Source organism: Corallococcus sp. AB018 (assembly GCF_003986945.1).
Classification (GTDB): domain Bacteria; phylum Myxococcota; class Myxococcia; order Myxococcales; family Myxococcaceae; genus Corallococcus; species Corallococcus exiguus.
On the sequence record NZ_RAWR01000494.1, the window covers coordinates 1 to 568 of the forward strand.

Sequence of the window (568 nt, forward strand, 5' to 3'; positions counted from 1 at the left end):
TCCCGGAAGGCTCGCCCCCTCCCCTGCCCGCCCGGGAACGGCTACATGGAGGGGACCGTGAACCTGCTCCTGCTCTTGGACGAGGACTTCCAGCCGGACGGCACCGCCCGGCTCACCGGCCGGCGCGCCCAGCACGCCCGCGACGTCCTCAAGGCCGAACCCGGCGAATCCCTGCGCGTGGGCCGCCTCAACGGCCTCATCGGCACGGGAGAGGTGCTGGAGAACGCCCCCGGCCTGCTCCACCTGCGCGTCGACCTCACGGACTCACCGCCGCCCCGGGCCGGCGTGGACCTGCTCCTGGCCATCCCGCGCCCCAAGGCGCTCAAGAAGGTCCTGCCCGCCGTGGCGTCCCTGGGCGTGGACCGCATCGTGCTGGTGAACGCGGCCCGCGTGGAGAAGAGCTACTTCGACTCCAAGGTGCTCAACGAGGCCTTCGTCCGCGAGCTGCTCCTCCAGGGCCTGGAGCAGGCTCGCGATACGCGCATGCCGGAGGTGCTCATCCGCGAGCGCTTCCGCCCCTTCGTCGAGGACGAGTTGGACGCTGTCTTCGGCCCGGAGCCGCTGCGCC

General features: G+C 72.2%; 1 protein-coding gene. It reads left to right on the forward strand.

Annotated elements, in window-relative coordinates; genetic code table 11:
• Positions 1 to 57: 57 nt before the first annotated feature.
• Positions 58 to 568 (forward strand): 16S rRNA (uracil(1498)-N(3))-methyltransferase (locus D7Y11_RS42860; protein WP_126936526.1); only part of this gene is annotated, 511 nt, incomplete at its 3' end.